General features: G+C 60.3%; 21 protein-coding genes. 11 read left to right on the plus strand and 10 right to left on the minus strand.

The genetic code is table 11. The features are described from left to right. Positions 1-5 precede the first annotated feature (5 nt). Positions 6-617, plus strand: a complete 612-nt coding sequence (gene gstA / locus CD58_RS16010; protein ID WP_025214007.1) for a glutathione transferase GstA — start codon at positions 6-8, stop codon at positions 615-617. 36 nt (positions 618-653) lie between these two features. Here the strand turns inward: gstA and CD58_RS16015 are convergent, their stop codons facing one another. After that, positions 654-1,562, minus strand: coding sequence for a LysR substrate-binding domain-containing protein (locus tag CD58_RS16015; protein ID WP_025214008.1), 909 nt, complete (start codon positions 1,560-1,562; stop codon positions 654-656). A gap of 93 nt (positions 1,563-1,655) precedes the next feature. Here CD58_RS16015 and CD58_RS16020 point away from each other — a divergent pair, with 93 nt between their 5' ends. Then, entirely contained in the window at positions 1,656-2,639 is a 984-nt protein-coding gene (locus CD58_RS16020; protein ID WP_025214009.1) for a DMT family transporter, read from the plus strand. A 41-nt stretch (positions 2,640-2,680) separates the two neighbouring features. On the opposite strand, the gene CD58_RS16025 is transcribed toward CD58_RS16020, so the two are convergent. Both CD58_RS16025 and CD58_RS16030 read right to left on the minus strand, forming a co-directional pair. After that, positions 2,681-3,451, minus strand: coding sequence for an EAL domain-containing protein (locus CD58_RS16025; protein ID WP_025214010.1), 771 nt, complete (start codon positions 3,449-3,451; stop codon positions 2,681-2,683). A gap of 164 nt (positions 3,452-3,615) precedes the next feature. Then, complete coding sequence (locus CD58_RS16030; protein ID WP_025214011.1) at positions 3,616-3,870, minus strand: Lpp/OprI family alanine-zipper lipoprotein; 255 nt, start codon at positions 3,868-3,870, stop codon at positions 3,616-3,618. Positions 3,871-4,111: 241 nt separating this feature from the next. Here CD58_RS16030 and CD58_RS16035 point away from each other — a divergent pair, with 241 nt between their 5' ends. Both CD58_RS16035 and ftsH read left to right on the plus strand, forming a co-directional pair. Next, positions 4,112-4,759 carry a BON domain-containing protein gene (locus CD58_RS16035; RefSeq protein WP_025214012.1) on the plus strand — a complete coding sequence of 216 codons (648 nt, stop codon included), beginning with the start codon at positions 4,112-4,114 and terminating at the stop codon, positions 4,757-4,759. Positions 4,760-4,819: 60 nt separating this feature from the next. Continuing rightward, complete coding sequence (gene ftsH, locus CD58_RS16040; RefSeq protein ID WP_025214013.1) at positions 4,820-6,649, plus strand: ATP-dependent zinc metalloprotease FtsH; 1,830 nt, start codon at positions 4,820-4,822, stop codon at positions 6,647-6,649. 40 nt (positions 6,650-6,689) lie between these two features. Here the strand turns inward: ftsH and CD58_RS16045 are convergent, their stop codons facing one another. Next, positions 6,690-7,379, minus strand: coding sequence for a phosphoribosyltransferase (locus tag CD58_RS16045; RefSeq protein ID WP_025214014.1), 690 nt, complete (start codon positions 7,377-7,379; stop codon positions 6,690-6,692). A 339-nt stretch (positions 7,380-7,718) separates the two neighbouring features. On the opposite strand from CD58_RS16045, the gene fnr reads away from it, so the two are divergent. From fnr to CD58_RS16060, 3 genes are all read left to right on the plus strand, one after another. Further along, positions 7,719-8,471, plus strand: a complete 753-nt coding sequence (fnr, locus tag CD58_RS16050) for a fumarate/nitrate reduction transcriptional regulator Fnr (protein ID WP_025214015.1) — start codon at positions 7,719-7,721, stop codon at positions 8,469-8,471. A 141-nt stretch (positions 8,472-8,612) separates the two neighbouring features. Beyond that, positions 8,613-10,106, plus strand: coding sequence for an arginine-ornithine antiporter (gene arcD / locus CD58_RS16055; protein ID WP_025214016.1), 1,494 nt, complete (start codon positions 8,613-8,615; stop codon positions 10,104-10,106). A gap of 87 nt (positions 10,107-10,193) precedes the next feature. Beyond that, entirely contained in the window at positions 10,194-10,727 is a 534-nt protein-coding gene (locus tag CD58_RS16060; protein WP_025214017.1) for an Hsp20/alpha crystallin family protein, read from the plus strand. A gap of 231 nt (positions 10,728-10,958) precedes the next feature. Here CD58_RS16060 and CD58_RS16065 read toward each other — a convergent pair whose 3' ends face one another. The 3 genes from CD58_RS16065 to CD58_RS16075 all read right to left on the minus strand — a co-directional run bounded on the left by CD58_RS16065 (position 10,959) and on the right by CD58_RS16075 (position 15,745). Beyond that, complete coding sequence (locus tag CD58_RS16065) at positions 10,959-12,314, minus strand: MBL fold metallo-hydrolase RNA specificity domain-containing protein (protein ID WP_025214018.1); 1,356 nt, start codon at positions 12,312-12,314, stop codon at positions 10,959-10,961. A gap of 100 nt (positions 12,315-12,414) precedes the next feature. Then, complete coding sequence (locus CD58_RS16070) at positions 12,415-13,305, minus strand: universal stress protein (RefSeq protein ID WP_025214019.1); 891 nt, start codon at positions 13,303-13,305, stop codon at positions 12,415-12,417. A gap of 67 nt (positions 13,306-13,372) precedes the next feature. Next, positions 13,373-15,745 (minus strand): phosphoketolase, encoded by a 2,373-nt coding sequence (locus CD58_RS16075; RefSeq protein ID WP_025214020.1) that lies wholly within the window; start codon positions 15,743-15,745, stop codon positions 13,373-13,375. Between the two features lie 183 nt (positions 15,746-15,928). Between CD58_RS16075 and CD58_RS16080 the strand changes: the two genes are divergently transcribed. Further along, complete coding sequence (locus tag CD58_RS16080; protein WP_025214021.1) at positions 15,929-16,912, plus strand: zinc-dependent alcohol dehydrogenase family protein; 984 nt, start codon at positions 15,929-15,931, stop codon at positions 16,910-16,912. Here the strand turns inward: CD58_RS16080 and CD58_RS16085 are convergent. Beyond that, positions 16,902-17,795, minus strand: a complete 894-nt coding sequence (locus tag CD58_RS16085) for a universal stress protein (RefSeq protein ID WP_025214022.1) — start codon at positions 17,793-17,795, stop codon at positions 16,902-16,904. The genes CD58_RS16080 and CD58_RS16085 overlap by 11 nt on opposite strands. A 245-nt stretch (positions 17,796-18,040) precedes the next feature. Here CD58_RS16085 and CD58_RS16090 point away from each other — a divergent pair, with 245 nt between their 5' ends. After that, positions 18,041-18,604, plus strand: a complete 564-nt coding sequence (locus tag CD58_RS16090) for a GNAT family N-acetyltransferase (RefSeq protein ID WP_025214023.1) — start codon at positions 18,041-18,043, stop codon at positions 18,602-18,604. A 52-nt stretch (positions 18,605-18,656) separates the two neighbouring features. Here CD58_RS16090 and CD58_RS16095 read toward each other — a convergent pair whose 3' ends face one another. Then, positions 18,657-19,568, minus strand: coding sequence for a universal stress protein (locus CD58_RS16095; RefSeq protein ID WP_025214024.1), 912 nt, complete (start codon positions 19,566-19,568; stop codon positions 18,657-18,659). Positions 19,569-19,675: 107 nt separating this feature from the next. Continuing rightward, a complete protein-coding gene (locus CD58_RS16100; RefSeq protein WP_025214025.1) occupies positions 19,676-20,920 on the minus strand; it encodes an MgtC/SapB family protein in 1,245 nt (414 codons plus the stop codon). Positions 20,921-21,166: 246 nt separating this feature from the next. On the opposite strand from CD58_RS16100, the gene CD58_RS16105 reads away from it, so the two are divergent. Together CD58_RS16105 and CD58_RS16110 are read left to right on the plus strand one after the other, a co-directional pair. After that, positions 21,167-22,090: a universal stress protein gene (locus tag CD58_RS16105; protein WP_025214026.1), complete on the plus strand. Its 924-nt coding sequence runs from the start codon at positions 21,167-21,169 to the stop codon at positions 22,088-22,090. A 101-nt stretch (positions 22,091-22,191) separates the two neighbouring features. Continuing rightward, on the plus strand, positions 22,192-24,903 hold the full coding sequence (locus tag CD58_RS16110; RefSeq protein WP_038436650.1) for a cation-transporting P-type ATPase: 2,712 nt from the start codon (positions 22,192-22,194) through the stop codon (positions 24,901-24,903). Positions 24,904-24,931 lie beyond the last annotated feature (28 nt).

The following is a 24,931-nucleotide window of genomic DNA, read 5'->3' on the forward strand; positions in this document are numbered from 1 at the left end:
ACCCCATGAAACTGTACTTTGCCCCCATGACCTGTTCATTGTCCCCGCACATTGTGCTGCGGGAACTGGGCATCGCTTTTGAATTGGTCCGGATCAACAACAAGACCAAGCAAACCGCAGACGGACTGAACTTCCTGGACATCAATCCCAAAGGCTACGTCGCCGCCTTGGCATTGGACAACGGTAACGTGCTCACCGAGGGGCCCGCCATCGTCCAGTATCTGGCCGACCTTGTCCCGGGCAACCCATTGGCACCGGCCCCTGGCACGTGGGAACGGGTTCGCCTTCAGGAGTGGCTGAACTTCATTTCGACGGAGATTCACAGTGGTTGTGCCCCCCTGTTCAACGCCGATATACCGGTGTCGACCCAGGCCATTTTCAAACAAAAACTGTTCAAGCGCTTTGACTACCTGACCCTGGTGCTCGAAGAGCAGGACTACCTGATGGGCACCTTTGGCCTGGCCGACGGTTACTTGTTCACAGTGCTCAAATGGTTGCCGTTCTTCGATATCGAGATTGAAGACTGGCCCGTGTTGGCGGCATTCATGGCGCGAATCGAGGCACGCCCCAGTGTCAGGGCCGCCATGGCCGCAGAAGCGGCCACTTCACCGATTTAATGGCGATTGGCAGAAACAGGACGGCGGAACATGCCGTCAGCTATCACGTCGCAACTCATCTTCAAGCCAGTCGATCAGCGCGTCCACCTCAACCCGACCTTCCCCACCCGGCCGCCTGAAAACAGAGATCGCGTCCGATAAAGGGACACTTTCCGCGCAAGGTCTCACCAACGCACCGCTTTCAATGAGCCGTGCGGCGGTGCGCTTCCACCCCAGGGCGATACCATGCCCCTCGACTGCCGCCTGGAGCATCAAGGGATAGCTATCGAACACCGTGCCCTGGGAAGCGTCATTCAACGTCTGCCCAAACGCCTGCAGCCAGCCATCCCATTGCATCCAATGAGGCGGCGTGGCGCGATAGTGCAAAAGGCTGTGGGATTGAAGGGCACTGACGGGCAGCCGCTTGCGGGTACGCAGGTAATGAGGACTGCACACAGGAAACACTTCGTCAGCTGCGGTGAACGTCAAAATATGCGCACCGCTCGGACGTCCCGTGCTTTGTAGCGCCACGTCGAAATGTTCATTGAACTCAGTCAAGGGCCTGGTGGATGTGGCCACCTGGATCTCGATTTCCGGGTAGCGCTGGTGAAAGGTCGAAAGGCGCGGCATCAGCCAGTAGAACGCTTCGCACAATTGACACAGTAAAACGACGCGGTTTTTAGCGGGCGATTGGCGAAGGGTAACGGCGCTGTCGCTGATACTTTGCAACGCTGCGCTCACCACACGGCCTAACTCACGCCCTTCCTGTGTCAGGAAGACAGCGCGGTTACGGCGGCAGAAAAGCTTCAGTCCCAGATCCTCTTCAAGCCCGCGGATCTGCCTACTGACCGCCGCTTGGGTGATGTGCAGTTCCTCGGCGGCCTTGGAGAAACTCTCCAACCGCGCAGCCGCTTCGAAAGGCAGCAGACTGGCCAGCGGCGGTAACGACTTTCCAAGGGTATTCATAATCAGAGGTAATGCATCCAGGGCTGAGAACTCGTTTGTAGCATAGCCGCGACGCTGGGCAACATACGTTGAATGCCTTATGGATGTGAATGTATGCCCACCCCTCACTCGAACACCCTCGTCGGAGTAAGCCTTGCCGTCGTCGCTACGCTGAGCTGGGCGTTGAATTTCATTGCGCCTTACGTCACGGGTGACTACACGATCTACGACTTGATGGTCATACGGTTTTTGATTGCCGGTGCGCTGGGGGTGGGTGTCATGATGCTCTGTCGAGCCCAGCTTCGGCTCTTGCGCCGCGATCAGCAGGTGCTTGGTGCAAGCCTGGGTGTCTTCGGATACCTGGGTTACAGCAGCTGTATTGCCGCCGGCGTCATTTTTGCCGGGCCGGTGCTGACGCCGGCGTTTATTGGCATGGTGCCGGTCTTGCAGGCGCTGCTCGGCAATGCCACGAACAAAACCCTTCAATGGCGAAGGCTGGCGATACCGCTGGTTTGTTTAACGGGTGGGCTATTGCTGTCGAACATCAGCAGTCTCAATCAGCCCCTCAACGACCATGGTTCATGGCCGGCAGGCGTATTTTTCTCGATCAGTGCCGTCCTCTTGTGGCTCGTATTCAGTTGGTTGAACCAGGGCGCCCTGGACAATCTCCCGGCCGATGCATCCGGTGCCTGGACCGGTCTGATGATGGTCGGTGCTGGGATAGGAACGCTATGTCTGTTGCCTGCGGTGCACGCGCTTGATCTTCTCAAGCTGCCGAGTCTGGGCTTTGGAATTTCCCTGGCGGGACACCTGTACGCTTGGGGTTTGGTTATTGCACTGATGTCATCCGTCGTCGGGGCCTGGGCCTGGAACGCGGCGTCCCGTCGCCTTCCCATGGTGCTTTCCGGGCAACTGATCTCCCTCGAATCTTTATTCGCCACGCTACTGGGCTTGTTGTTTCATCACCGACTGCCAACACTTCTAGAAGCAGCAGGTCTTGCAGGCGTCCTTGTGGGAGTGGTGATGGCTGTGCGTATTATTCTGACGTCCACTGCCCCTGATAAAAGCGCTTGTGCCGCCGGGCCATGTCGTGACTGAAGCGCACAAAGTGACGCTTCAGTCACCGACAACCTCATGGTTTAGTCAAAGCTACCCACCGCAAGGCGACCGACCTCAGGCCGCGCGTACAAATACCCCTGCATCAGCTCGATCCCCATGCCTAAAAGCATCGAGCTTTCTTCCCGGGTCTCGATACCTTCAGCGATGACCAGGATCTCCAAGCGCTTGGCAACCAGGATGATGCCTTCGACAATCGCTTGTTTGACCGGGTCCTGATCAATGCCTCGGGTCAGTGCCATATCGATCTTCAGCACCTGCGGCTGGAACATGGCCAGCAGGTTGAGGCCCGAATAGCCAGCGCCAAAATCGTCGATGGCGGTGATGAAACCCTGGCGCTCGTACTCCACGAAAATAGACTTGAGGTGGTCAGGGTCCACCACCTTCTCGCTCTCGGTCACTTCGAACATGAGCCTTTCCAAGGGGAAATCCGTCAGTCGCGCCGCTTCCAGGGTGGCCCGGATACACGTCTCTGGCCGGTATACGGCGTTGGGCAGGAAATTAATGCTCAGCAAGCAATCAGGAATGTCCAGGATGCCCAATCTTGCGGCTTCCTCTATGGCCTTCACGCGGCATGCCTGATCGAATCGGTAGCGGTTGCTGTCGTTCACCAGCCCCAGGATGTAGCCTGCCGACTCGCCATTGATGCCCCTGACCAGAGCCTCATAAGCAAACGCAGCGCGTGTTCGGACGTTGAAGATTGGCTGGAAAGCCATAGTGAATTCGAACCCCAACGCCTCGTGGTTGCGGCACTCGGCGCAACCGAGCGATTGGAACGCAGAGCCTTTCATCATGATCAGTCTTCCGTGGCGGCAATGGCGCGCCTTCGCAGTTGCACAGAAGTGTAGCCATTCCCACTGAATCGGCGTGCCCCCGGGTTTCTGAAGTGCCAGGAAAACCAGGGCCGGCAAACACTCCTTGCGCCAGGCGCCTTGATCATGCCGCGTACATCCACGGATTACTTGCGCGTGGCCTTATCGCTCATCCGGGTGGCGCGGATGGTTGCCTCTTCGGCGGTACGTTGCGCCTGCTCGGCCATTATCTCGGCCTGCTCAGCCTTCCTGTAGGCCTCATCCGCCCTGAGTCTTGCCGTTGCCGCATTATTTTCCGCCGACTCCAATCGGGCATCTATTTCCTGGGCATGCTTATGACTGCACCCGGCGGTGGTCGCCAGAAAAATGCTCATCAATACGACCGGCAAATATCTATTCATGGTCATGGTTATTTCCTCGGTTGAGCGCGATAGGAAGAACGTCTAACAACTGGCCCGAGTATCTGGCAACACCCTCTGCCCACTCTGATCTTTGTCAACTGCATGGCTTATCCATCGCCCCTCACCGTGGCTCACTTGAACCTTGTTGATTTAGCTCAATGTCTTTGCCGCCCTCAGGCGTAGAAAAAGTAAACCGGGCGCGTACGCCCCAGCTTTTCCTAATTACCTGGAGGATGCCGTGATGAGCGACTTGACCCTGCGCAAGACCATTCTGGAGGAGCTCGAGTTCCAGCCTGACCTCAACGCTGCAAATATCGGCGTGGCCGTCGACAACGGCGTGGTCACCCTCTCCGGTCACGTCAGCACTTACGCCCAGAAAATCAACGCCGAACGCGCAGTCAAAGGCATCAAAGGGGTGCGCGCCGTGGCTGAAGAAATCGAGGTCCGGCTGGATAAAGGTGCCGGCACGGCAGACGACACCATTGCCGCTCGCGCCTTGAAGATCATCAACTGGAGCTCGGACGTTCCCGAAGGCGACATAAAGGTCATCGTGCAGAACGGTTGGGTCAACCTGGAAGGCGAAGTCGATTGGCAATACCAGAAGGAAACCGTCGAGCGAGCAGTGTTCAAGTTGTCCGGCGTGGTTGGGGTAAACAACCGGCTCACCCTGCACCCTCGAGTGGACGCCGGCAACATCCAGCGTCGTATCGAAGAAGCCCTTAAGCGCAGCGCCGAGGTGGACGCCCAAGGCATCCACGTCAAGGTCGACGGTGACGTGGTGAGGCTTGAAGGCACGGTTCATCTATGGCGCCAGCGCCGGGTAGCAGAACGGGCGGCATGGTCGGTCCCTGGAGTCAGGGAAGTGGACGATCATTTGCGGCTTGTCTGAGTCGCAGCCCGGAGAGCCTGCACGACCTGTTCATCCGAAGCCTTTTATTGAGACGAGGTCATGAAAAAAAACCACCAGTGGAACCTGTCCTATTTCTTCATCGCACTCATTGTGCTCAGCCTCGTGCAGTTTCTGTTTTCTGAACGCTCCAGTGTGCAAGTCATCCCCTATAGCCAGTTTCTGCAGTTGTTGAACAATCAGAAGGTCAGTGATTTACGCGTCGAAAAAGATCACATCAGCGGCAAATTGCAGGAACCGATCGAGGGTCACACGCGGTTCTCGACCGTACGGGTCGATCCCACGTTGGCAACAGACCTCGCCCACTCAGGTGTCGGCTTTACAGGCATCAACGAAAACACCTTTTTAAGCGGCCTGCTGGGCTGGTTGCTGCCCTTCATGCTGATCATGGTGGTCTGGCATTTCCTGTTTCGCGGGCTGGCGGAAAAACAAGGCATGGGTGGGCTGATGAACATTGGCAAGTCCCGGGCCAAGGTGTTCGTCCAGCGGGATACCGGAGTGACCTTTGCCGATGTCGCCGGCATCGACGAAGCCAAGACCGAACTGGTGGAAATTGTCTCCTTCCTCAAGGACAAGGCTAAATACGCCCGCCTGGGGGCGCATATTCCCAAGGGCACGCTGTTGGTCGGCCCGCCGGGCACCGGCAAGACCCTGGTCGCCAAAGCCATTGCCGGAGAGGCCGGTGTGCCGTTCTTCTCGATATCGGGGTCTGAATTCGTCGAGATGTTCGTCGGCGTCGGTGCCGCTCGCGTGCATGACCTGTTCGAACAAGCCCGGCAGGCTGCGCCCTGCATCATTTTTATCGATGAACTCGATGCCCTGGGCAAGATGCGTGGCGTCGGTGCCTTCGGTGGCAATGACGAAAAAGAGCAGACGCTCAACCAGTTGCTGTCGGAGCTGGACGGGTTCGACCCGCGAGAGGGGGTTGTGCTGCTTGCCGCGACCAACCGGCCTGAGGTGCTGGACCCGGCGTTGTTGCGCGCCGGACGGATCGATCGGCAGATTCTGATCGACCGCCCGGATCGGAAAGGTCGACAGGCGATTCTCAAGGTTCACCTGCAGAAAATTGTCACGGACCAAGGCCTCGACAGCGAGCGTATCGCTGATATCACCACTGGTTTTACCGGCGCCGACCTGGCCAACCTGGTCAACGAAGCCGCCATCGTCGCGACCCGCCGTGGTGCCGAAACGGTCAGCCTCGACGACTTTACTGCGGCCGTGGAACGCATCGTCGCCGGCATCGAACGCAAGGGCAGCCTGCTGCACCCGGATGAACGCCAGGTCGTGGCTTATCACGAAATGGGACATGCGCTGGCCGCCAGCAACCTGCCGGCCATGGACCCGGTCCACAAGGTTTCGATTGTGCCGCGTGCCATGGGCTCGCTGGGCTACACCCTGCAACGACCGACCGAGGATCACTTTCTCATCAGCTGCCAGATGCTCAAGGACCGCATGGTCGTGCTGATGGCTGGGCGTGCCGCCGAATCCCTTGCCTATGGCCAGGTCTCTACGGGTGCGGCCGATGACTTGGCCCGTGCGACGGATATCGCCCGTCAATTGATCACCCGGTTTGGCATGAGTGATGAGTTGGGCCAGGCCGTGCTGGAGCGCAAGAGTGCGACATACCTGGGCGAACGCATGCAGGACATCGGCGAGAAAGACTATTCGGAACAAACGGCCAGAGAAGTCGACCTGGGCATTCGTGCCCTGCTCGACGAAGCCTATCAACGGGCCAAGACCCTGCTCGCAAGCCGCCGGGTCGACCTGGACGCCGGGGCACGCCTTCTATTGGAGCGGGAAACCCTGACGCCCGAAGAGTTTGCACCACTCTTACCGGTCCAACGTCCTGCGCTAGCTCTGCGGCGGCTTTGACAGCCCTTGGCGTGCCAGGCAGATCAACGAAAGCGCCGCCCTACGGACGAACGTCGTTTACCGGCTCTCGCTGCCAGGCTTGCTGCAACAAATCAATGACGACGTCATCCGATACCTGGGGAAAATGCTCATACCAGTGCCCGATGGAAATCATCCAGTCCGGAATGAGCGGGCAAATCACCTCATCCACTTCACTGCGCAGTGCCTCGACCGTTTCGAGCGGCCCCACTGGCACGGCGACGACGATGCGAGAAGGCGCCTGGATTCGCACCGCGTGGATCGCTGCCATCATCGAGGCCCCTGTCGCCAGACCGTCGTCGATCAGGATGACCACTTGGTCTTTGAGCGATACAGGCGCGCGAGCGCCCCGGTAGGCCTGCTCACGACGCAGCAGCTCCTGTGTTTCCCGACCAACCACGGCGTCAAAGCTGGCCTGATCGACCGGATGGGCACGAAATGCATCGTCATTCAGGATTTTTACGCCACCACTGGCAATCGCGCCCATGGCAAATTCCGGATTGGACGGAACGCCCAGTTTGCGCACCAGCATCAGGTCCAGGCGTACCTGTAGGGCTGTCGCCACCTCGTAAGCCACCGGAACCCCGCCACGTGGCAGGGCCAGGACGATGACATCGGGTCGCTGCGCATACTTGAGTAAATGCTCCACCAACCCTTGCCCCGCGGCGTTCCTGTCCTTCAAGACCGTTTGCAATGAGGGACTCTGAGCCATTGGAAACCTCCCCAGGCGCTGGCGCCTGTCGTTACGTTGCGGACTGATCCATAGGGCGCGCATTGCCTGGACAACCGTCCGGAAAGTGCACAGCGACGTCCGCAGGAGCACCCAACGGATCATCACATCAGCCTTTGGCCCAGCGTCCTCGGATGTGACTGCGTTGGCGTTGATTTATATCAACTTCCCGATCAACGCACAGGCAAGGGAACAAGTACCTGCTACGGCACTGTTTTCTCTGGCCTTGCGCCAATCGACAGTCGGTATCTATCCGGGTGACAAAAAACAGGCACACCGCGTTTAACCTTCTATCATTGCTCCATCAAAGGAGTTATCGCTATGGCGGAGTCCCCTCCTCAGCTACTGCGCGTACATGCCCTCAAAGCCGCTTGCTCCAATTGCAGCGTGCTTGAACTGTGCCTGCCCATTGGCCTGACGGGCGGTGAAGTCGAGCGTCTCGATACCCTGATTGCCCAGCGGGTGAAGGTCAAAAAGGGCGCCGCGCTGTACCGTACCGGCGATCCGCTGCGCTCGTTGTATGCGGTGCGTCTGGGCTTTTTTAAGACGAGTGTGTTGTCGGTGGACGGTCGCGAACAGGTCACCGGGTTCCAGATGCAGGGCGAAATGCTCGGCCTGGATGCTATCAGTACCGATCATTACGCCTGTAATGCCATAGCCCTGGAAGACAGCGAAGTCTGCCCGCTGCCGTTCAGTCTATTGGAGAAACTTGCCCACGACCTGCCGTCGCTGCAACACAACCTCAACAAACTCCTTAGCCGAGAGATCGTGCGCGACCACGGCATGTTGCTGATGCTCGGCAACATGAACGCTGACGAACGCCTCGCGGCGTTTGTGTTGAACCTTTCTCAGCGCCTTAACATGCGTGGTTATTCTTCCAGGGAATTTGTGTTGCGCATGAGCCGCGAAGCCATCGGCTCCTACCTGGGCTTGCGTCTGGAAACCATCTGTCGAGGTATCACCCACCTACGCCAAGAGGGGCTGGTGGACATGCGTGGACGCAACGTCACGATTCTCGACCTGCCCGGTCTCAAGCAAAAAATCGCCGGTTGCCATCGTCACGCTGAGCTGTGACAGCAATCGCCTCGCTGCCCTGCATCACCTCTGATCTAAATCAATACCCCCCAACGTCTTCACGCCGAGATTAACACTCAGCGTTCGAACCTTCGCGTGAGCGATGGTCATCGAACCTCTCGTCTCATGGAGGCTTTCATCATGGCAACTCACCTGCAAGGCGCTGGACCGGTCATCCCGACCGTCACACCTCACCCTTTGGCCGGCAGTTTGCGAAAAGTCGAACCCAAACGTTTGTCGTTGAGCCTGCTGATCGCCCTCGTGGTCGGTTCGATGATCGGCAGCGGCATTTTCAGCCTGCCCCAGAACATGGCGGCCAGCGCGGGCGCCGGGGCGATCCTGATCGGCTGGCTGATCACCGGGGTGGGCATGCTGTCGCTGGCCCTGGTCTATCAGACCCTCTCCAATCGCCAGCCAGAACTCGATAACGGTGTGTTCGCCTATGCGCGGGCACTGGGCGGCGAGTTCCTCGGCTTCAATTCGGCGTGGGGCTACTGGATCAGCGCCTGGATCGGCAACGTCAGTTACCTGGTGATCCTGTTCGCCGCACTCAGTTATTTCTTCCCGCTGTTCGGCGAAGGCAATAACAAAGCCGCGATTGCTGGTGCCTCCGTGGTGTTGTGGTCGCTGCATTGGATGATCCTGCGCGGGATGCGCACCGCCGCCAAGGCCAACGCCTTGACCACAATCGCCAAGGTGGTGCCGCTGCTGCTGTTCATCGGCCTGGTGATCGCCGCGTTCTCCAAGGACACCTTCATGGTCGACTTCTGGGGCGCGCCGGCCCTGGGCAGTACACTGGACCAGGTCAAGAGCACCATGCTGGTGACCGTGTGGGTGTTCATCGGCATTGAAGGCGCCAACGTGTTTTCCGCCCGGGCCGCTGAACGGGCGGATGTGGGACGGGCCACCGTGATTGGCTTCGTCCTCACGCTGTTGCTGCTGATCGCCGTTTCCCTGTTGTCGCTGGGCATCCTCAAACAGCCCGAACTGGCCGCCCTGAAGAACCCATCCATGGCCGGTGTGCTGGAAGCGGTGGCCGGCCCCTGGGGCGCGGTGCTGATCAGCATCGGCCTGATTGTGTCGGTGGGCGGTGCCTTGCTGGCCTGGACGCTGCTGGCGGCTGAATCGGTGTTCACCCCAGCCAAGGAAAAGGTCATGCCCCGCCTGCTGGCCTCGGAAAACCAGCACGGTGCCCCGGCCAATGCGTTGTGGATCACCAACGGCTGCATTCAATTGTTCCTGTTGCTGACCCTGTATTCGAGCGCCAGCTACCTGGCCCTGATTTCCCTCGCCACCTCGATGATCCTGCTGCCGTACCTGTTCAGCGGCCTGTATGCGCTGAAGATGACCTGGCAGGGCCAGACCTATGCCGGGCATCGCGGCCTGCAACTGCGCGACATGGCCATCGCCCTGGTCGCTACCGCCTATTGCGTCTGGCTGCTTTACGCCGCCGGCCCGCGCTTCATGCTGCTCAGTGCCCTGCTTTACGCCCCTGGCTCGCTGATTTACCTGAGCGCCCAACGGGCCAGGACGGGCCGCGCCTTCACGGGGTTCGGCTGGGGTCTGCTGCTGGTGATCTGGGTGGCGGCGCTCTTCGCCGGCTGGATGCTCTGGTCCGGCCAGCTTTCGTTGTAACACCTGCAAGCGTGCATTGATCCGTTCGAGACCGGTCCCTGGCAATGGCGCCAGGGCCATCCGACCATCACCCAAGAGGAAGATCAAATGTCCAATTCAGTGAAAAAAATGCCGATCAAAACCGAAGAAAAAACCCAGCAACCCGCCAAGGCAGATCCCTGGCATCCCTTGGAAAAACTCCGGCAGCAGGTGGATCACCTGTTCGATGACTTCAGCCGGGGCACGGGCCTGTCGCCCTTCAGTCGCGGGCTATTCGATGTCGAGCCTTTCTGGCGCCGCGAGTTCGCCACCAGCCTGCCGGCCGTGGACATCAGCGAGAAGGAAAAGAGCTTTGAAATCACCGCCGAACTGCCGGGCATGGACCAGAAAGACATCGAAATCCGTCTGGCCAATGGCAACCTGATCATCAAGGGCGAGAAAAAAGAAACCAAGGAAGAAAAGAAAAAGGGTTATCACCTGTCCGAACGCCATTACGGCTCCTTCGAGCGCGTGTTCAACCTGCCTAAAGGCGTCGATAGCGACAAGATCGAAGCCCAGTTCAGCAAGGGCGTGCTGACGCTGACACTGCCGAAAAAACCGGAAGCACTGAAAGCGGAAAAAATCGTGCCGATCAAAAGCTGACTGAACGCTGGATACCTGCGCCCCTCGCCGGCCAACGACGAGGGGCTTTTTTGTGGCTGGGCTTATTTCAAGCTGAATGCAATGAACCTGTGGCGAGGGAGCTTGCTCCCGCTGGACTGCGCAGCAGGCCCTTTTTTGTGAGTGCTGCGCACTCAAGCGGGAGCAAGCTCCCTCGCCACGGGATTGTCGACTGCCTTAAGTGAGCATTACCTTGCTCGCGATAGCGGTCCTTCAGAGCTCAACGCTGTCGCGGTATTCCGGCACCGATACCGACCAGCCCAGTTCATCCCGAATGCGATGGCGCAGCGTGTCGGACGCGTTGGGCTCCCCATGGACGACATAGGTATGCCGGGGCGGAGTCTTGAAGCCGCGCAGCCATTGCATGATTTCGTCGGCATCGGCATGGGCGGACAACGTCTGCATCGGCACGACCTCGGCATTGATCGGCACGTCCTTGCCATGGATACGCACCGAAGGTTCGCCCGCCACGATCCTGGCGCCCCGCGTACCACCGGCCTGGAAGCCCGGCATCAGCAAGGTGTTGATGGGGTTCGGCGCCAGGCTCTTGAGGTGGTGCAGCACCCGTCCACCGGTGGCCATGCCACTGGCAGCGATAATCACCGCCGGCGTGCGTTGCAAGTCCAGGGCCATGGAGTCCTTGGCCGAGCGCACCGGATGCGCGATGTGGCACATGCCTTCGCATTCTTCCCTGGACAGCCGATGTTCGTCGCCAAAGCGCTGGTACAACCGTGTCACGTCGATGGCCATGGGACTGTTGAGGTAAATCGGTATATCCGGGATGGCGTGGCGCTGCTTCAGGCGATACAGGTGATACATCAGCAGTTGTGCGCGGCCAACCGTGAACGAGGGCACCAGGGTAATGCCGCGCCGCAAGGCGGTGCGGGTGATGACGTCGGCCAGTTGATCTTCCGGCGATTCGTGCGGGTGCCGGCGATCGCCATAGGTGGACTCCACCAGCAGATAATCCGCCTGTTCGATGGTCTGGGGCGCAAACATCACCGGATCCTCGGGCCGCCCCAGGTCCCCGGAGCACACCAGCGTGACACCACCGGCCTGTACCTGCACCGTCGCGGCGCCGAGGATGTGCCCGGCGCGACGCAGCAATATCGTCAGTCCGCGGGCAATTTCCACCGGGTGTTCGCACGCTATCGGGCGCAGTAATTTCAGCGCTCGCTCGGCGTTTTCCAGGGTGTACAGCGGTAACGCTGGATCGTGTTTGGAAAAGCCCTTGCGGTTAGCGTACTCGGCCTCTTCTTCCTGCAGCCGGGCGCTGTCGCGCAAGAGGATTTTCACCAGTTCACACGTCGCCGGCGTGGCGTAGATCGGGCCGCGATAGCCGTTGCGCACCAGCACCGGCAGATAGCCGCTGTGATCGAGGTGCGCATGGGTCAGCACGATGGCGTCCAACTCACGCATCGGCAGTTCAAACGAGTCCCAGTTGTGCAAACGCAACTGCTTGTAGCCCTGGAACAGGCCGCAATCGATCAGGATGCGTTGTTCGTCGTGTTCCAGCAGGTATTTGCTGCCGGTGACCGTACCCGCAGCCCCCAGAAAAGTCATGCGCATGGCGGTGCTCCTGAACAATCGATAGAGGCGCTATTGGTCACAGCTTTAGCCCCGGCTGCCGTTGATTTTAGTCAACAACGCAGCACTCAAGCCCACTTCATCACACCGCCAGAACATCGCATGACACCTGGTAGAGAATGTGCTCGGTGGTGCTGCCCAGGAGGCCATGCAGATCATTGTGTTGGAAGCGGCCCATGACGATCACGTCCACTTCATGCTCCAGGGCAAATTCACTCAGGGCCGAGACCGGATGCCCCAGTAAAAAATGCCTACGCTCAGCCGGCACGCCGAACAGGTTCGCCAATTCCAGGAAGGTTTTTTCCAGGCTCCTGCGCAGTTCTTTGCTGAGCTGCGACAGCGACAGGCCACCACCGCCCACATCCCCCAGATAGACTGACGACACCTCATAGGCGTGGACCAGATGCAGCTCAGCGTCGCACTGCAAGGCCAACCCCATTGCCTGGCGGATGATCCGGTCGTTCAGTCCGCTGTTCTGGGCAAATGCGTTGGAAGGATCCACCGCCGCGACCACCTTGCGCGGCAGCGCATGACCGGTGGCCCCCACCAGGTACATCGGCACAGGGCAGTTGCGCAGCAGTTGCCAGTCCAGCGGCGTGAAAAAAGCCCGTTTGAGCAAAGGCTCATGCTGCACCTGCTTGATCAATAAGTCGGGCTGGATCTGCGTGACGTGTTGCAGGATCTGCTTGCGCATGGCATCGGCCCATTCCACCTCAGTGGTAACCCGCAGGCCTCGACGACGCATCTTGTCCGCCTCATCCTCCAACCAATGCAGATGGTCCTGGAGATAGTTCTGCCGCGCCTCTTCCCGCGGCTCCTCTTCAAGCAGCGACAGGATATCCAGTGAGGGGATCAATGCGGTGATATGCAAATGCGCCCCGCTGGCCGCCGCCAGGGCCGCGCCGTGATGAAGGGCGGGAGAATGCCGTTGTGCAGGGTTGAGGATCAGCAGCAGGCGTTGGTACTGGCTCATGATGGGCTCTCCAAAGTCGGGCTCGAACGCTACGGCGCAGCGTCGATGCCACGGGGCGTGTCAGTGGTCATTGCGGCGTCGGCGTCCAGCGCCAGTTCAAGACTTCGGGCAGGTCCTGCCCATGCTCGATGAGGTACAGCTGATGCTTTTCCAGGGTTGCCCAGTAGCGATCCCGGGCGCGCTCCACCAGCGGCTGCAACCGTGGCACGCGCTGGATGACATCAAGCGCCAGTTGGTAGCGATCCAGGTGGTTGATGACCGCCATGTCGAACGGCGTGGTGGTGGCGCCCTCCTCCATGAAACCGCGTACATGGAAGTTGTCGTGGTTATGCCGTTTGTAGACCAACCGGTGGATCAGCGAGGGATAGCCGTGGAAGGCGAAAATCACCGGCTTGTCCACGGTAAACAACCCGTCGAACTCGACGTCCGGCAACCCATGGGTATGCTGTAGCGGGGGTTGCAGGGCCATCAGGTCCACGACATTCACGACCCGCACGCGCAGGTCGGGCACGTATTCACGCAGTAGCGTGACAGCGGCCAGGGTTTCCAGGGTCGGCACGTCACCGGCACAGGCCATCACCACGTCGGGGTCTTCATCGTCCTTGCAGGCGAAAGCCCAGCGGCCGATGCCAATCGAGCAGTGCCGAATGGCCGAATCGATATCCAGCCATTGCCACTCCGGTTGCTTGCCGGCCACGATCACGTTGATGTAGTCACGACTCTTGAGGCAGTGATCGGCAACGGACAACAGGCAATTGGCGTCCGGCGGAAGGTAGATGCGCACCACGTCCGCGCTTTTGTTCGCCACCAGATCGATGAACCCTGGATCCTGATGGGAAAAGCCATTGTGATCCTGGCGCCAGACATGAGACGTGAGCAAGTAATTGAGCGAAGCAATCGGTCTGCGCCAGGGAATCTGGGCGGCGGTCTTGAGCCATTTGGCGTGTTGGTTGAACATCGAATCGACGATATGAATGAACGCTTCATAGCAGGAAAACAACCCGTGACGGCCGGTCAGCAGATACCCCTCCAGCCAGCCTTCACAGACCTGCTCACTGAGGATCTCCATCACTCGACCTTCGCAGTCCAGGTTTGTATCGCCCCTTTCCTGCGCGGCCATCCAGGTCTTGCCACTGACCTCGTACACCGCATCCAAGCGATTGGAGGCGGTTTCGTCGGGACCGAACAGACGAAAGTTGCCGGCCTGGAGGTTGAGCTTCATCACATCACGCACGAAACCGCCCAGCACGCGGGTGGCCTCAGCCTGCACACTACCAGGCTCGGAAAGCGCCACGGCGTACTCGGCAAACCGGGGTAGCTCCAGCGGCTTCAGCAGCAAGCCACCGTTGGCGTTGGGATTGGCCCCCAGGCGCCGATGGCCGGTCGGGGCCAGCTCGGCAATGTCCGGCAGCAGCGCACCGTTGTCGTCGAACAACTCCTGCGGCCGGTAACTCTGGAGCCATTGCTCCAGTTGGGTCAAATGCATAGGCTGGTCGAAATGGCCCAGCGGCACCTGGTGGGCGCGCCAGGTGCCTTCGACCTGCTGGCCATCGACGAATTTCGGACCGGTCCAACCCTTGGGCGTGCGCAACACCAGCATCGGCCAGAGCTGGCGCTCCAGCGCCTGCCCCGACGCACCCATCCGGGCCATGCGCTGGATTTCGCGAATCCTGAGCAACATGCCGTCCAGGGTCCTGGCCAACTGCTGGTGAACAGTTTGCGGGTCATCGCCTTCGACAAAATAAGGATCGTAGCCGTAGCCGTACATCAGGGCCGACAGTTCGTCTTCACTGATGCGCGAAAGCAGCGTGGGATTGGCGATCTTGAAACCGTTGAGGTGCAGAATCGGCAGTACCGCGCCGTCACGCCGGGGGTTGAGAAACTTGTTGGAATGCCAGCTCGCCGCCAGCGCGCCGGTTTCGGCCTCCCCGTCACCGATGACGCAGGCCACGATCAGCTCTGGATTGTCGAACGCCGCCCCGTAGGCGTGGGCCAGGGAATAGCCCAACTCCCCACCTTCATGGATGGAACCGGGAATCTGCGCCGAGACATGACTGGACAATCCGTAGGGCCAGGAGAACTGGCGGAACAGGCGCAGCATGCCGTTTTCGTTCTGCTCCACCGCGGGATAACACTGGGTGAAACTGCCCTCCAGGTAACTCTGCGCGACGATGGCCGGGCCGCCATGACCGGGGCCGGTGACCAGGATCATGTCCAAGTCGTGGGTCTTGATCAGGTGATTGAGGTGCACGTAAATCAGGTTCAGGCCCGGCGTCGTACCCCAATGGCCCAGCAGGCGTGGCTTGATGTGGCTACGTTGCAGCGGCTTGCGCAGCAAGGGGTTGTCCTTGAGGTAGATCTGTCCCACAGCCAGGTAATTGGACGCACGCCAGTAGGCGTCTATACCTTCCAGTTGGTCAGCGCTGAGAAAATCGCTCATCACGTCCTCCGCAGAAAACAGCGTTACCGGTGATGTCCGGCTCGCCATGGTTGATTCTGGAACGCCGGAATGAGCACGACTTGATTTACATCAGAGTCAGGGACATCCGGGTCAGACATCGTTCTGGTTTATTCGTCTGGGGCCGCTTGCCTGTGTGGCGCGCCCCTTCTCAGGAGAATGTTCATGCGTGCCATGGTCCTGCATGCCCCCGGGGCACCTTTGCAACTGGAGGAACGCCCCATGCCGACACCGGCCGCCGGGCAAATGCTGATCAAGGTGCTCGCCTGCGGCGTGTGCCGCACCGACCTGCATCTGTTCGACGGTGAGCTGCCTCAAGCGCAACTGCCCCGGGTGCCGGGCCACGAAATTGTCGGTGAGGTCAGCGCCGTTGGCGCCGATGTGGCCCCGGACTGGATCGGCCGACGGGTCGGCGTGCCCTGGTTGGGATGGACCTGCGGGGTCTGCGAGTACTGCCGCTCGGGCCGGGAGAATCTCTGCGACCGGGCGTTGTTCACCGGCTGTCAGCTGGACGGCGGCTATGCCGATTACACCGTCGCCGACGCGCGTTTCTGCTTCCCCATTCCCGACGCACTGGACGCCGCCGAAGCAGCGCCCTTGCTGTGTGCGGGGTTGATCGGTTTCCGCGCCTTGCAGATGGCGCAAAATGCCCCTCACCTCGGCCTTTATGGATTCGGCGCCGCCGCACACCTGGCGATCCAGGTCGCCGTGGGCCGAGGTCAGCAGGTCTATGCGTTCACTCGCCCCGGTGATGACAGCGGCCAGGCCTATGCCCGATCGCTGGGGGCGAGCTGGGCCGGGGCCTCGGATCAGGTCCCGCCCCACTTGCTCGACGCCAGCCTGATTTTCGCCCCCGCCGGCGAACTGGTGCCGCTGGCCTTGCAAGCCACGGCCAAAGGCGGCTGCGTGGTGTGCGCCGGTATTCACATGAGCGACATTCCTGCCTTCCCTTATCGCCTGTTGTGGCAGGAACGCAGCGTGCGCTCAGTGGCCAACCTGACGCGTGCGGACGGCGTAGCGTTTTTTGAACAGATCCAGCGCACGCCCGTGCACTGCAATGTGACCTGCTACCCCCTGGCCCAGGCCAACCAAGCCCTGGAGCGGTTGAGAAGCGGACAGGTCAACGGTGCCATCGTGCTCATCCCCTGACCGCCAACAGACTGCCCTGCACCGAATACAGGGCCCGCTCCGTCGTGCTGCCGATCAAGCGTTCAAAGCCGGCGCGTTGCGCGGTGCCCATCACCACCACGTCAGCCTGGAACTCCTCGATGAACTCATGGATCACCGGCACGGGCAAGCCGACGACGAAGTGCCGACGCTCGGCCGGTACACCGCAACGCTCGGCAAAGGTGACGAACGCCACGTGCAGCGTTTCTCGCAACGCATCGGCAAAGTCGTCGTCCCAGGCCCCGGCCAGCAACGAAGCTTCCCCATTGAAGGCTGGCGACAGGTCACAGGCATACAGCAAATGCAGCGGCGCATCGCATTGCAGGGCCAATGCCCCGGCGGTCAGGACGATGCGCTCGTTCAAGGCATTGGCCTCGGGGTCCGAGGGGTCCACCGCAGCCACCACTCGACGCGGCAAGCCATGCACCGCCTGGTTGACCAAATGCACCGGTACCGGGCAGTCGCGCAACAAATGACAATCCAGAGGCGTTGCAAAAACACGCTTGAGCAAGGGTTCGAGGGTGACGTCCTTGATCAACACGTCAGGCTGGAACTGTTCGACGTAGCGAAGGATGTCCAACAATGGATGAGTGGTCCACACTACGTGCGTGCTCACCTCCAGCCCTTCTTCCTTGAGCAGCGCCGCCTCCTCCACCATCCAGCGGCGGTAACGGTGCATATAGCGCTGCACGGTGGCTTCGTCGGTTTTTTCACCCCATAGGTGGGTGCGCGCCGGCGGTTGGACAAAGGCACACAAATGCAACTCGGCGCCGCTGGCCCTGGCCAGGGCACAGGCCCGACGCATGGCGGCGGAAGGATGCAGGTCGGGTTCGACGATCAACAGCAGACGCTGGTATTGCCCCATCGCACACCTCCATTGGGTTGTTCACCTCAGAGTCGAGATCTCGCACCCGCGCGTTGCGGCGCGATCTGCAGCGTGCGCCCATCAAGGCCCCAAACGGTTTGATCTGAATCAAGCTGCGGCCAATCGATGAACGAATACATGAGCACTGATCCAGATCAGAGTCGATCGCCGCCGCGAGCGTAGAACAGTATTGAATGCGTAGCTGTTGCCAAACCGCACGCGCCCATCCGACGGAGGATCGCACCATGCTCACTGTCAAAGACCACAACGAACGCGCCGCTGCCCTGTACGCCAGCATCAGCGGCAAACACTGGATCCAGGCGCTCAAGGACGGCCGCCACGTGTTGATCAGGCCCTTGAGGGATGAAGATCGCCAGCGTGAATACGACTTCATCAAGCGCCTGTCACCGGAGTCGCGGCACATGCGTTTCCTGAGCCAAATCAATGAGCCCGGCGCAGCGCTGCTCGATCAGTTGATGGATGTCAATTGCAAGACGCGCATGGCCTACATCGCCCTGGTCCACGACAACGGCCAATTGATCGAGATCGGTGTCAGCCGCTATTGCGCCACCAGCGAACACGAATGCGAGTGCGCCGTGACCGTCGCCGATCCATGGCAGCACCTGGGCCTGGGGACGTTGTTGATGGGACATCTGATCGACACAGCGCGCAAGAACGGCTATCGCCAGATGTACTCCGTCGACGCCGCCAGCAACGCCCCGATGCGGGAGCTGGCCCATAGCCTGGGATTCGAAACCCACAGCGACCCCGACGACACCCGGCAAGTGATCCACCGGATTTATCTATAGCCCTGGAAGCTGGCGCGAGGCCCTGATCCGGCCTCGCCCAGCGTTGACTCCATCATTCCTGCGGCTTGATCGCCAACACACTGCAAGGGGCCCGTTGCAAGATAAGCTCGGCGGTGGTGCCCAAGCGCCTGTCCAGGCCGCGATGCCCAGTAGTGCCCATGACGATCACGTCGATCTGATCATCAGCGGCAAACGTGCAGATGCTGTTCAGTGGCGAGCCTTCAATGAAATGGCGCTGCAGCGGCGCGACCCCATGCCGCTCGGCCAGGGACTCGAACACCTCGTGCTGCGCCTCGCCCAATGCTTCATAGAGCCCTGTGGCCAGGGGAAGCGCGCCCATGCCCATGTCCGAGGCGTAGACCGCCGTCCAGTCGAAGGCGTGCAGCAACTCAACCTGAGCGTTGCATTGCTCGGCCAGCTTCACGGCGGCATCGACGATCCGGTCGTTGAACACCAGGTCCTGATCCTCGCTGCGCAGCACATCGACAATCGCCAGGATCCGTCGAGGCCGGGGGTGGCGTGAGTCCGTGACCAGATGCACCGGTACCGGACAGTCACGCAGCAAACGCCAGTCCAGCGGTGTGAAAAAGATCCGCTTCATCGCCGGTTCCGGCTGCGCGTCCTTGATGATCAGGGTCAATGGCATCTCTTTGACGTATTGCTGCAAGGCTTGGTAAGGATCCTTGCCCCACACCACTTCGCACGTCACCTCGACGCCATGTCGGCGCGCCAATTCAGCCTGTTGCCACAACCAGTGCCGATGTGTCTCCAGATAGCCTTCACGCGCCCTCTTGACCTGGTCTGGCGCGAAGAGACCGGCCACCGAGAGCAGATCCAGATAGTCGATCGCGACGATGTGCAGAGGCAAATCCATGGCCAGGGCCAGTTCGGTGGCGCGGTCGAACGCTGGCGTACGAATCATGGCGTCAGGGGCCAATAACAACAATCGTTGAGTCTGGGACATGGAACACCTCGGGCACGTGGCGGTAGCCACCTAAAGGAATGAGGCTTCCAGAATGGGCGCCTGCCCAAAGCAGGACTTGATCTTCATCAAACTGCTATCACTCTGGCTCACAGATTTGGCAGCGCAAGCCCGGCCCACCACGCCAGCGTCACCAGCACCTGACCGGGAATGACATACCCGGCGAACCCTCGCCCACCGCTGAGCCAGGCCACCACGCATTTGCTCAGGGAATTGGCGCTCAGCGCCATCAAGACCGGCACGGCGATGCCGTTGAAGGGCAACAACCCGGCCTTTGCCAGGGACGCGATGGAGGCTGTCGACGCGTGGGCATCGGCCAGCCCGCTGATAATCGCGGTCACGATCACACCCGCCTGCCCGAATCCGTCGAGCATCGCCGATGACAAAACAGTAATCCCGGTCATCATCAGCGTCACCATCAACGCCAGTTTGAGGCTGAACGCACCGCCCACCTTGATCGGCTCATCGGCCTGCCCTCGAGGAAGGGAGAACATCAGCACACCGGCATAAACCAATGTCATCGAAAGGCCGCACAGCAAGGGGCCCCACATCCAACGCAACAAGGCCGGTTCCACGGTACCGAGGATCAGTGCCATCTGTACCAGGGTCGCCAGGTTGGATAACACGGCGGCAGCACTCAGCACCTTGAGATCGGTCGGCTGCTTGGCGGCGATGTCGCCCATGGCGGCAATGGTCACCGTGGCGGAGGCAAACCCCGAGGCAATCGCGCTAAGGGCGTAGCCGTAGCGAGTACCCAGGGTGCGAACCGCGACGTGCCCCAGCGCCCCCACCGCCATCAACATGACGGTCAGGGTGCAAATGGTGCGCAGGTTGATCGCGTGGTAAGGCCCGAGGAAACGATCCGGCGCCAGCGGTAGCACGACCAGCGCAGCGATCAACAACACCAGGCCATCACGCAGCTCGGCAGTGGTCAACTGGCTGCGGGCAAAGTGGTGCAGCGGCTGGCGGCTGGCGAGCAGCCCGACCATGACCACGCCGATGGCGATCGCCAGTGCCGGGGCACTCACGCAGAGCGCGCCCAAGACCAGGACCGCGAACAGCGCCACTTCACTGGTGATGCCGGGGTCTTTTTCAAGATTTCGCCAATACGCCGTGGTAACCAGCGCCCCCAGTGCAAGCGCGACGAACCCGAGCAATAAAGGCCCGCCGGCTTGAACCGTGACATACCCCAGCAACGAGGTGATAGCAAAGGTCCGCAGGCCGGCAAAGTCGCGCCTGTCGTCCTCGCCTTTGCGCCGCTCGCGTTCGAGCCCCACCAGCAAGCCGATTCCCAGCGCAGCGGCAGCATTGGCAAAGCCCAGGGTTTCGGTCATGACGGCGACTCTAAGACAGTGAAACCCGTTGTACCTGAATTCGGCGTGAAACCCGAGTTTGCTCTGCGCTGGTTCGGCAAAGATTGATCATGATCAACGAGGCGCCTTGTTCGACGCAGCAGCGCATTCGGCTGAGTTTGATACAGATCAAGTGATCGCCACGTGCAGAGGACATGATCAAACCCAGACACCACGCCGAGCGAACGGTCGCCCGGTGCCAACAGGTCCTTGCCCGGGAGGTTTGTCATGTCTACCCAATCACGCTTGATGTTAGTCGTTTCGCCGCTGATGGAACACAGCCCAGCCTTTGATCGGGCGGCCGCCTTGGCCAAGGCCGAAGGCGCCGCGCTGCATATCGTCGCGTTCGACTACCTCGAAGGGCTGGCCACGGCCGGCCTGGTCAACGCACAGGCGCTGGAAGAGATGCGCCTGGGCTACATTGAACGCCATCGGCACTGGCTGGAGGAACAGGCCAGGCCGCTGCGCAAGCTCGGCATCGAAGTCACCACCGAAGTGACCTGGGTCGAGCGGCCGCTGCAGGAGATTCTGATCCACCTCAAGGAGCAGCCGATGGATGCGCTGGTCAAGGCCGTGGACCCTGAATCCTGGCTCTCGCGCCTGATGTTCACCCCTCTGGACGTGCATCTGCTGCGCGAATGCGAAGTACCGCTGCACTTCGTCAACAAGGTCGCCCATGCGCGGCCACGGAAAATCCTCGCCGCCATCGACCCCTTTCATCAAGACGGGCGCTACGAGGGCCTCAACGACCGGATCCTGAGCGAAGCCAACAAACTGGCGCTCAGCTGCGACGCAACGCTGGAGGTCGTCTACGCCTATGATCTTTCGGCCATCACCGCTTCTGAATATGGCTTCGGTAACGGCTCGATGTTTTTTTCCTCGACCCTGGCCCAACAACTCTATGAATCCCAAGGCGACGCCTTCGATGCACTGGCCGAACGCAACGGCATCGCCCCGGAACAGCGGCGCATGATCATGGGCGACCCGGCCAAGGTCCTGGCCAGCTACGCCGCGTCCCATGACATCGATGTGATCGTCATGGGCCGAGTACGCTACGGCACCCTGGACAAACTGATCGGCAGTACCGTGGAGGGGCTGCTGTACAAGATGCCGTGCAGCTTGTGGGTGATTGCGCCGCAGCAGGTCGGCTGATCGCATGATCATTGCAGTTGTCGAGGGCTAGCGGCTTTTCGTGGACATTGGGACAGGGCTGGATGAAGCGACAGGACAACGCCTTACCGGAGCAAGCGCCAATGCCCACGGAAACTTTAGCCTGGTACACGCTAACGACCGAACAGGCACTGAGCCGGCTTGGGACCCATGAGCATGTCGGGCTCAGTGCGGGCGAGGTTCAGGCCCGCCTTGAGCGCGTTGGTCCCAATCGCTTGCCTGCCTCCACCCGACGGCCAGCCTGGCTGCGATTCCTGCTGCAGTTCCACAACATCCTGATTTATGTGCTGCTTGGTTCAGCTGCGATCACCGCAACGCTTGCGCACCTGTGGGATACGGTGGTCATTCTGGCGGTGGTGCTTGCCAATGCGACCATTGGCTACGTCCAGGAAGGCAAGGCCGAAAAAGCGATGGATGCCATCCGGCAGATGCTGGCACCGCGCGCGGCGGTGATCCGTGCCGGTGAACGCTTGAATGTCGCGGGCGAGGAGCTGGTACCGGGCGATATCGTCTTGCTGGAAGCCGGCGACAAGGTCCCCGCTGATCTTCGCTTGCTGCATGCAAACCGGCTGCAGGTCCAGGAAGCCATCCTGACCGGTGAATCCGCTCCCGTAGAAAAGCATACCGAGCCGGTTCGGCGTGAAGCAGCCCTGGGTGACCGTGGCTGTATGGCGTTCAGCGGCACCCTGGTGACGTGCGGGCAAGCCACAGGGCTTGTTGTCGCGACCGCTACATCAGCCGAAATCGGCCGCATCAGCAACTTGCTGTCAGGCGTTGAAACACTGACGACACCGCTGGTGCAGCAAATGAACATTTTCGCCCGCTGGCTGACGCTATTGATTCTGTCAGTCGCGGGTCTTTTACTCGTCTACGGTCACTTTGTCAGGCACTACCCCTTCACCGAGATGTTCATGGTTGTGGTGGGGATGTCAGTGGCCGCGATACCCGAAGGGTTGCCCGCCGTACTCACGATTACCCTGGCGGTCGGGGTTCGAGCGATGGCCCGCCGCAATGCCATCGTCCGGCGCCTGCCGGCCATCGAAACGCTGGGCTCGGTATCCGTCATCTGCACGGACAAGACCGGCACCCTCACCCGCAACGAAATGATGGTCGCGTCGGTGGCCGTCAGTGACCTGACCTTCACCGTCGACGGTGCGGGGTATCAGCCGGAAGGCAACATGAACCTGGAGGATCAGTTGATTGATACCGCCAATCATCCGGTATTGGCCGAGCTAGGGCATGCGGCCAGCCTCTGCAACGACGCCGCGTTGAGACAGCATGAGCGGGCATGGAAGGTCGAGGGCGATCCGATGGAGGGTGCCTTGCTGGCGTTTAGCGCAAAAGCCGGCATCGACCACGAACAAGCACGACGCACGTGGGTTCGCACCGACGCCATTCCGTTCGACGCAAAACACCGCTACATGGCCACGCTGCATCACAATCACGAGCGGCAGGCCACCATTTATGTGAAAGGCGCGCCCGAGCAGATCCTGGCCATGTGCACGCAACAACGCTCCAGCACTGGCGCGGTTGAGCGGCTCGATACCGACTACTGGCACAAACAGGCCAATGCCATCGCCAGTAAAGGCCACCGAGTCTTGGCGTTTGCAATCAGGCCGGTACAGCCCGAACACACCGTGTTGGAATTAGGTGACGTGCAAGGGACACTGACCCTGCTTGGCCTGGTGGGCATGATCGACCCTCCTCGCGCGGAAACCAGGCAGGCCGTCGCACAATGCCAGGCGGCCGGCATCGCCGTGAAAATGATCACCGGGGACCACTCCGGCACCGCCCGCGCCATCGGCCATCAGATTGGCTTGCAAAACCCCGACAGGGTCCTGACCGGCGTCGATCTGGACACCATGAACGACGCCGTGCTGAAAGAAGCGTTAAAGGAGGTGAACATCTTCGCCCGCACCAGCCCTGAACATAAGCTCCGGCTGGTGATGTTGCTGCAATCGAATGGCATGACCGTGGCAATGACGGGCGATGGCGTCAATGACGCGCCAGCACTCAAGCGTGCAAACGCCGGTATCGCCATGGGTGACAAAGGCAGTGAAGCCGCGAAAGAAGCCGCGGACCTGGTGTTGGCCGATGACAACTTCGCCTCCATCGTGGCCGCTGTGCGTGAAGGACGGACGGTCTACGACAACATCAAGAAAGTCTTGAGTTGGACATTACCCACCAACGCAGGCGAGACCATGACCATCATTGTCGCGCTACTGTTTGGCTTTACGCTGCCAGTGACCGCCATACAGATTTTGTGGATCAACCTGATCACCGCTGTGACGCTCGGTATCGCCCTGGCGTTCGAACCGACCGAAGAAAACAGCATGCGCAGACCTCCCCGCTCAAGGCACGAGCCTTTGATCGGCGGCGCGTTGGTCTGGCATATGGTGCTGGTTTCCATTCTTTTTCTTTGCGGGGTCTACGGCATTTTCGCCTATGCCCTCGACCGGGGTTATTCATTGGAATTGGCTCGCACCCTTGCCGTGAACACCTTGGTCGTCATGGAGATTTTCCATCTGTTCTTCATCCGCAATCTCTATGGAACGTCGCTGACCTGGAAGGGCGTTCGCGGTACGAAGGTAGTGTGGGCGACCGTCGCGGTGGTGACGTTGGCTCAATTCGCCATCACCTACGCGCCGCCGCTGCAAGCCGTGTTTGCGACGCAAGCGGTCCCTTTCATGGATGGGCTGCTGATCATCGCGGTGGGCATTGCACTGTTCGCCATCATCGAGATTGAAAAACAGATTCGATTGCGTCTAACCGAGTCCACGCGTGTCGTCGCCTAAGACTCACCCCGGATTTCATTGGGTACCG

The organism is Pseudomonas brassicacearum (assembly GCF_000585995.1).
Classification (GTDB): Bacteria; Pseudomonadota; Gammaproteobacteria; order Pseudomonadales; family Pseudomonadaceae; genus Aquipseudomonas; species Aquipseudomonas brassicacearum_A.